Here is a 6,641-nt window from a genome sequence, read left to right as displayed (position 1 = left end):
GCCGAGCCATGCTCGGCGAAAGCCCAGCCAGACCATGTAGTGCCGAGCCATGCTCGGCAAGAGCCCAGCCAGGCCATGTAGTGCCGAGCCATGCGCGGCAGAGGCTCTACGGCAAGGCCCATTGCCGAGCATGGCTCGGCACTACCGGACCGGAGCAAACGTTGCAGTTCAAGCCACCCCTGTCGGCGGCGGTGAGGCAGCCAGCAGCAGCTTGAGCTGGGCCAGCGTCGCGCGTGGAAGCGGTTTGCCATCGTCAGGCGATACCGGCGGCTGCCGTAGCGCGTCTTCGGGCAGTACGACCAGCTCGAAAGCAATGCCATCGGCGGCAAACTCCCAGCCGGGGAAATGCTGGCGGCTGGCATGGCCGGCCAACTGCAATACGCAGGTGCGGGCCTCGGCGGGGATGCGTTGCTCGTGCAGGAAATGCTGGACGGCATCGGCGTCGTCACAGTGCAACTGCAGGTTGACCGGGCTGTTGTCGCCCGCCAGCCCGGTCAATACCGCGCCCACCAGGCGGGGCTGGAAAGCATGCAGGAACTGCATGGCCTGCATCGCCGACTCACGGCGCCGGTGCAGGGCGCCGGGTTGCTCGGTGGAGGCGAACAACCGCTGGTGTTCGCGCAGCGCCTGCTCCACGTCGGCCAGCCGTGGCCACAACGCTTCTTCGTGGATGCCGAGCTTGGATGCTGCCTTGCGGCGGGCATGCTCGAAATCGTGGATACCGCTCTCGGCAATCAGGCGCGCCGCTTCCTGTGCGATCAGCAAGCGCTCACGCGGGGCGCGGCGGGTGGACAGCGGGGAGGGCGGCATCGGGCGGTTCCAGTGGGATACGGCCCGATTGTAGGCAGGCGGCGGGCACTGCGTCCCGCCGCCGGTGCGACGATCAGAAAATATCGAAGGCCGCGTCGTTGGTGGCCTGGTCCTGCTGCTGGAAATCGAAGTCCTGCATGCGTTCGAGATCCTCGGTCTTCACCCACTCAGTGGCGCCATTCAGGGTTGCCTCGACCATGCCTGAGGGCGGGTCGTTGCGGGCGATGGGCGCGTCCTTCAGTGCGGTGCGCATGTAGTCGATCCAGATCGGCAACGCTGCCTTGCCGCCATACTCGCGGTAGCCCAGCGAGCGGAAGTCGTCGCGGCCAACCCAGACGGTGGTGGCGAATGGACCGCCGAAGCCGGAGAACCAGGCGTCACGGTGATCGTTGGTCGAGCCGGTCTTGCCACCCACGTCTTCGCGGCCAAGTACCTTGGCCGCGGTGCCGGTGCCGCGCTGGACCACGTCACGCATCATCGACACCAGTTGGTAGGCGGTACGCTCGTCGATGGCCCGTGGTGCGGTGCGTGCGTCCGGGTTGGTCGGCTTGGGCGGTTCGGCCGGCGCGTCCGGCTTGCCGGCCGCAGCCGGGGGGTGTGCGGCGGTCGGGCCGGGTTCGGCGCCGAAGTTGAAGCCGTCCACCACCTGGTTGACCGGGGCGGCACCGGCGACGGCCCCGCCGCAGCCGCGGCAGGCCATGGCCGGGTTTTCCTTGAAGATCACCGTGCCGTCGCGATCCTTGATCTGGTCGATGACCCAGGTGTCCACGCGCGAGCCGCCATTGGCGAACACGGCATAGCCGCGGGCCACCGACAACGGGGTCAGCGAGGCGGTGCCCAGCGACATCGACAGGTTGGGCGGCAGTTCCGCTTCCTGGAAGCCGAACTCGCTGATGTACTTGCGTGCGTAGTCGACCCCGACGCTGTCCAGCAGGCGTACCGAGACCAGGTTGCGCGACTGCACCAGTGCTTCGCGCAGGCGCATCGGGCCACGGAAGCCGCCGCCGTCGTTCTGCGGCTGCCAGGTCTTGCCGCGGCGGTCGCGGAACACCACGGGCGCGTCGAGCACGATCGATGCCGGGTTGAAGCCCTTGTCGAAGGCCGAGGCATAGATGAAGGGCTTGAAGCTGGAGCCGGGCTGGCGGCGTGCCTGGGTGGCACGGTTGAACTTGTTGCCGGCAAAGCTGAAGCCGCCGACCAGGGCGCGCAGCGCACCGCTCTCGGCATCCAGCGAGACCAGCGCGGCCTGGCCGCGCGGGATCTGGTCGATCAGCCATTCGCCGTCCTTGTCACCGGCGCGTACGCGGATCATGTCGCCGCGGGTGAGCAGCTTGGCCGGGCTGCGGGTGGTCCAGCGGCTGGACGCCACCGGCAGCACCAGTTCACGGCGGTCGGCCAGCACCACGGTGGCGCTGCCATCGGCCGCGGTGGAGGCGACCACGGCCGGAATCAGCCCGGCCTGGGCGGGGATACCGGCGATGTTGCGCGCCAGGGCGGCGGCATCGGCATCGGCGGCGACGTCGAAATGCTGCTCCACGCCATGCCAGCCGTGGCGGTGGTCGTACAGCATCAGGCCATCGCGTACCGCCAGGTTGGCGGCATCCTGCATCGCCGAGTTGATGGTGGTGGTGACGTGGTAGCCCTTGTTGAGCACGTCCTCACCGTACTTGGCGATCATCTCCTGGCGGACCATCTCGGCCACGTACGGCGCATAGACCTGCACCGGCGGCTCGTGCGGGCTGGCATGCATGGGCACGGCCTTGGCCGCGTCAGCCTCGGCCTGGGTGACGAAGCCCAGTTCGGCCATGCGCTGCAGCACATAGTTGTCGCGGCGCTGGCGCGCGCGCTCGGGGTTGCTCAGCGGGTTGCCGCTGGACGGGAACTTGGGAATGCCGGCCAGCGAGGCCATTTCGTCCAGGTCCAGTTCGGCCAGCTTCTTGCCGTAGTAATACTCGGCGGCGGCACCGATGCCATAGGCGCGGTTGCCGAAGAAGCTCTTGTTCAGATACAGCTCGAAGATCTCGTCCTTGCTCAGCTCGCTCTCGATCTTGCGGGCCAGCAGGATCTCGGCGAATTTGCGGGTGTAGCTGACCTCGCTGCTAAGGAAGAACTGGCGCGCAACCTGCTGTGTGATGGTCGAGCCGCCGGGCACGCCGTCCTTGGAGCCGGTGCGCGCAATCATCCAGATCGCCCTGCCCACGCCCTTGTAGTCGACGCCGTCGTGTTGGTAGAAACGGGCGTCCTCGGTGGCCAGGAAGGCCTGCTTCAGGCGCTCCGGCACGTCCTTCATCTGGATCGGATAACGGCGGGTCTCGCCGAATACCGCCATTAATTTTCCTTCACTATCATAGACATACATCGGCTCCTGCAACTCGACGTTGCGCAGGGCCTGCACGTCCGGCAGCTTCGAGGAGACAACGTAATAGAGCGAGCCAACGGCGATCGCACCCACCAGGGCGAGGGCGATGAAGAGGGCCAGCAGCCAGCGCAGCCAGCGGCGAAAACGTGGCATCCAGAGGTCCCGATTGCGGATTTCGTAGCCGCAGAGTATAGATTACGCAGGGGAACGGCTGGGGCCGGACTCTGGGGAGAGTAAGGGGATATCACTTCGATGCCGTGATGCAGATCGCGTCTCAGGCCTTGGGTGGTTGCCAATTGCTGTAAATCCGTTATTAATGCGCGGGCGCAACAAGTGCGTCCAAGTGCCCGTCGGCAGGGGAGAATCCGTGGGGCTTATCCCAAAAAGTCAGACGCCCATCATTGGCGTCGACATCAGCTCGACTGCGGTAAAGCTGCTTCAGCTTTCCCGCAGTGGTAACCGTTTCCGCGTGGAACATTACGCCGTGGAACCTCTGCCGCCGAATGCGGTGGTGGAAAAGAACATCGTGGAAGTCGAAGCCGTCGGGGAGGCGATTCGACGGGCTGTGGCGCGTTCAGGCACCCGTGCCAAGAGCGCAGCGGCAGCCGTGGCCGGTTCGGCAGTGATCACCAAGGTGATCCCGATGCCGGCCGACCTGGATGAAAACGACATGGAAGCGCAGGTCGAACTGGAGGCGGTGAATTACATCCCGTACCCCATCGACGAAGTGAACCTCGATTTCGAGGTGCTGGGCATGGTTCCGAACAATCCAGAGATGGTGCAGGTGCTGTTGGCCGCATCGCGCTCGGAGAACGTGGAACTGCGCCAGTCCGCGCTGGAACTGGGCGGCCTGACCGCCAAGGTCATGGACGTGGAAGCCTTTGCCATCGAGAACGCCTTTGCGCTGGTCGCCAGTGAACTGGCCGTGCCCAGTGATGGCGTGGTGGCACTGGTCGATATCGGCGCAACCATGACCACGCTCAACGTATTGCGTGGTGGCCGCAGCCTGTACAGCCGCGAACAGGTGTTCGGTGGCAAGCAGCTCACCGACGAGGTGATGCGCCGCTACGGCCTGAGCTACGAGGAAGCGGGCCTGGCCAAGCGCCAGGGCGGCTTGCCCGAGAGCTATGAGGTTGAAGTGCTGGAGCCGTTCAAGGAAGCCACAGTGCAGCAGATCAGCCGCCTGTTGCAGTTCTTCTATGCCGGCAGCGAATTCAATCGTGTCGACCACATCGTGCTGGCCGGTGGCTGCGCGGCGCTGGTGGGCCTGCCGACCATGGTCGAGGAGCAACTGGGCGTGGCGACCACGGTGGCCAACCCGCTGGCGCAGATGACGCTGGGCCCGAAGGTGCAGGCACATGCCCTGGCCCAGGACGCACCTGCGTTGATGATCGCGACCGGTCTTGCCATGAGGGGGTTTGACTGATGGCACGGATCAATCTATTGCCATGGCGCGCGGAGCGCCGCAAACAACGCCAGCGCGAGTTCTACACGATGCTGGGCTTCGCCGCGCTCAGCGGCGTGGTGCTGTCCGGCTTGCTGTGGTTCTTCTACAGCCAGCAGATCAGTGGCCAGCAGGAACGCAATGCCTTCCTTGAGTCCGAGATCGCCAAGGTCAAGGAGCAGAACAAGGAAATCGAACGCCTGGACAAGCAGAAGGATCGTCTGCTGGCCCGCAAGCGGGTGATCGAGGAACTGCAGGGCAAGCGCTCGCAGATGGTGCACCTGTTCGATTCGCTGGTGCGCACCATTCCCGATGGTGTCGTGCTGACCGCGCTCAAGCAGGAAGGCGAGACGCTGACCCTGGAAGGGCGTACCCAGTCCAATGCGCGCGTCAGTGCCTACATGCGCAACCTGGAGAGCTCGGGCTGGATGAGCAATCCGGAACTGACCATCATCGAAGCGCGCGCCCAGGAGGCGGGCAGCAAGGTGGTGGACGTCAAGTCCTTGCCCTACGTATTCACGTTGAAGGTCCAGCTGCCGGCACCGGGTGAAACGGCCAATCAGCAGGCGGAAGTGGTTGCAGCGCCTGCCGCGGCAACGGCCCCGGCCCCGGCGGAAGTGACGGCACCGGCGGCCGCCCCGGCACCGACCAGCGCCACGCCACCGGCCGCGCCTGCAGCCCCGGCTGCCAAGGTTGAACCTGCGCAGAAGGAGGCTCGCTCGTGAGCAAGAAATTCAACGCCAAGGACCTGGATTTCAACAACATCGGCAATTGGCCGCGCAATGCCAAGATGGTGTTCTGCGTGATCCTGGCCTTGATCATCATGGCCCTGGCTTACCTGCTGGTGATAAGCGGTCAGCGTGACGAGCTCGCAGTACTGGAGGCCAAGGAAGTGACCTTGCGCGAGAGCTTCGAGAAGGAGCAGGCGCGCGCGGTCAACCTGGAGCCCCTGAAGCAGCAGCTGGCCCAGATGGAGCAGGTGCTGCAGCAGATGCTGCGCCAGCTGCCCAGCAAGACCGAGATGCCTGACCTGATCATCGATGTTTCGCAGACCGCCTTGTCCAGCGGCCTGAACAACGAGTTGTTCCAGCCGGGACCGGAGTCGCTGAAGGAGTTCTACGCCGAGAAGCCGATCGCGCTGCGGCTGGTGGGGGGGTATCACCAGTTTGGTGCGTTCGTCAGTGGTGTGGCATCGCTGCCGCGCGTGGTCATCCTGACCATGCATGACATCAACCTGAAGCCTAAGGATCCCAAGGGCGTGATCACCGCAGGCGGGGCTCTGGAGCTGGCCGGTACGGTCAAGACCTATCGTTACTTGGACGACACCGAGTTGGAAGAGCAGGAAAAGCTCGCTGCTGACGCCGCCAAGGCTGCCAAAAAGGGAGGGAAGTAAGCATGCGCAAGACTTCCTCCCTGATCGTGGGCCTGGCCGCCGTGGTGTTGCTGGGGGGCTGCATGCGCGGCGTCACCAGCGGCCCGGGCGATGTGAGCAACCTTGAAAAGTACGTTGAAGATGTACGCAAGCGCCCGGCTGAACCGCTGGAGCCCTTGCCGGTGATGCAGCAGTTCGAAACCTTCGAATATGCAGCGCAGGGCCTGCGTGACCCGTTCAGTGACGCCTGGGTGTCCGATGACGGCAACAACCAGTTGCGTCCGGATCCCAATCGCCGCAAGGAGCCGCTGGAGTCCTTCCCGCTGGATGCCCTGGACATGGTTGGAACCATTGGCAGCGGCGCGGGTGCCGTAGCCCTGGTGATGGGCCCGGACAAGGTGACCTACCGCGTGCGCCCCGGGGTGTACATGGGCCAGAGCGATGGCCGTGTAACGGGTGTGCGCGAAGACGGTATTGAGCTTATTGAACTGGTGCCGGACGGTGCGGGTGGCTGGCTGGAACGCCCAGCCTCGCTTGCACTGGACGATCGTTGATTGATTAGGGGATAGCACGATGACTTTTACCAAAGCCCTGAGCCTGCGTCCCATCCGGCGCCATGCACTGGTCCGCGTCTGCGCCCTGGGAGTGGCGTTGGC

The 6,641-nt window shown here is 64.9% G+C and carries 6 protein-coding genes; 4 read left to right on the top strand and 2 right to left on the bottom strand.

Annotated elements, in window-relative coordinates; translation table 11 throughout:
• Positions 1-168: 168 nt before the first annotated feature.
• Together B2527_RS07935 and B2527_RS07930 are read right to left on the bottom strand one after the other, a co-directional pair.
• On the bottom strand, positions 169-810 hold the full coding sequence (locus B2527_RS07935; RefSeq protein ID WP_293707687.1) for a hypothetical protein: 642 nt from the start codon (positions 808-810) through the stop codon (positions 169-171).
• A gap of 73 nt (positions 811-883) precedes the next feature.
• On the bottom strand, positions 884-3,322 hold the full coding sequence (locus B2527_RS07930) for a penicillin-binding protein 1A (RefSeq protein ID WP_343124746.1): 2,439 nt from the start codon (positions 3,320-3,322) through the stop codon (positions 884-886).
• 214 nt (positions 3,323-3,536) lie between these two features.
• Between B2527_RS07930 and B2527_RS07925 the strand changes: the two genes are divergently transcribed.
• Genes B2527_RS07925 through B2527_RS07910 form a run of 4 tightly spaced genes read left to right on the top strand, consistent with a single transcriptional unit; the run spans position 3,537 to position 6,539 of the window.
• Positions 3,537-4,595, top strand: a complete 1,059-nt coding sequence (locus B2527_RS07925; protein ID WP_343124745.1) for a pilus assembly protein PilM — start codon at positions 3,537-3,539, stop codon at positions 4,593-4,595.
• The gene (locus B2527_RS07920; RefSeq protein ID WP_293707682.1) at positions 4,595-5,338 is read left to right on the top strand and encodes a PilN domain-containing protein; all 744 of its coding nucleotides are present in this window, start codon (positions 4,595-4,597) and stop codon (positions 5,336-5,338) included. The genes B2527_RS07925 and B2527_RS07920 overlap by 1 nt, the downstream gene beginning before the upstream one ends.
• A complete protein-coding gene (locus tag B2527_RS07915; protein WP_293707681.1) occupies positions 5,335-6,006 on the top strand; it encodes a type 4a pilus biogenesis protein PilO in 672 nt (223 codons plus the stop codon). The genes B2527_RS07920 and B2527_RS07915 overlap by 4 nt, the downstream gene beginning before the upstream one ends.
• Before the next feature lie 2 nt (positions 6,007-6,008).
• Entirely contained in the window at positions 6,009-6,539 is a 531-nt protein-coding gene (locus B2527_RS07910) for a pilus assembly protein PilP (protein ID WP_293707678.1), read from the top strand.
• Positions 6,540-6,641 lie beyond the last annotated feature (102 nt).

The sequence above is a fragment of the Stenotrophomonas sp. UBA7606 genome, assembly GCF_002477705.1.
Taxonomy (GTDB): domain Bacteria; phylum Pseudomonadota; class Gammaproteobacteria; order Xanthomonadales; family Xanthomonadaceae; genus Stenotrophomonas.
This window is presented reverse-complemented; position numbering and strand designations above follow the sequence as displayed.

Bases quoted from the DNA above. Each gene is read 5' to 3' on its own strand.
- B2527_RS07935 (WP_293707687.1), bottom strand. From the start codon at position 810: ATGCCGCCCTCCCCGCTGTCCACCCGCCGCGCCCCGCGTGAGCGCTTG.
- B2527_RS07930 (WP_343124746.1), bottom strand. From the start codon at position 3,322: ATGCCACGTTTTCGCCGCTGGCTGCGCTGGCTGCTGGCCCTCTTCATC.
- B2527_RS07920 (WP_293707682.1), top strand. From the start codon at position 4,595: ATGGCACGGATCAATCTATTGCCATGGCGCGCGGAGCGCCGCAAACAA.
- B2527_RS07910 (WP_293707678.1), top strand. From the start codon at position 6,009: ATGCGCAAGACTTCCTCCCTGATCGTGGGCCTGGCCGCCGTGGTGTTG.